The organism is Ruegeria sp. AH12, from assembly GCF_056541465.1.
Window position 1 is genome coordinate 1 of the sequence record NZ_JBQFYL010000099.1, and the last position, 911, is coordinate 911.

The following is a 911-nucleotide window of genomic DNA, read 5'->3' on the forward strand; positions in this document are numbered from 1 at the left end:
ACATCCGTTATCTCAAGTGCCATTTTTGCGGATGTTGGCGGTAATGGCAACGTCACGCTGACCAACACGGGCGACTTGTCGGGCGATCTGGTGACAATTGGTTCCCGTGTGACAGGTGACGGTGATATCGCGATCACCAACGGCGGCTCCTTGTTGTCGCTTAACGACATCGGGATCGAAGCGGAATTGGGTGGAAACGGCTCAATCTCTATCGAGAACAGCGGCGAAATCACGGCCTTAAACTATGGTATCTATGCAGACCACACTGGCGCAATGGGGACTGTGGCAATTGTCAACAGCGCAGACATAACTTCAGGTCTGCAAGCTGGAATCAGTACGGTCGTCAACAACGGTGATGTTTCGATAACTTCGTCAGGGAGTATTACCTCTGGTCAACACGGGATTGAAGCCTTCGCTGGGGGCAATGGAGATGTACGGATAGCCAATAGCGGGGCTATCTTGGCCAATGACTTCGAAGCAATTAGCGCAGTTGCAACTGGCAACGGTAACATAGTCGTAGACAACACCGGCGACCTGCGCAGTGTCAGCGGCGATGCGATCCTTGCGGGTGTTTCTGGTAATGGCGACATTACGTTGACGAACACTGGTAACCTGGTAACTGCGCAAGAGGCCTTAGATGTCCTTTTGGTGGGTGATGGTGTTGTCACCATCACCAATAGCGGTGCTTTGCTTTCGGCCGACAACGCGATTGAAGCCACGATAGGTGCGTTGGGCGGAAACAGCTCAATCTCCATCATGAACAGCGGCAGCATTGAAGGTCTTAACAGCGCTATTTTAGTTGAACGTATCACTGACAATACGTCGGCCACCATCACGAACTCGGCCTCGATCACGGGTGGCAGCGGATTCGCGATCCTGTACGGAGGCAATGCGAACGACACGCTGAACCT

General features: G+C 52.9%; 1 protein-coding gene. It reads left to right on the forward strand.

Features of this window, described 5'->3' with window-relative positions:
- The coding region (locus ACR0EL_RS21895) for a hypothetical protein (protein WP_480502274.1) at positions 1 to 911 on the forward strand (911 nt) is incomplete at both ends.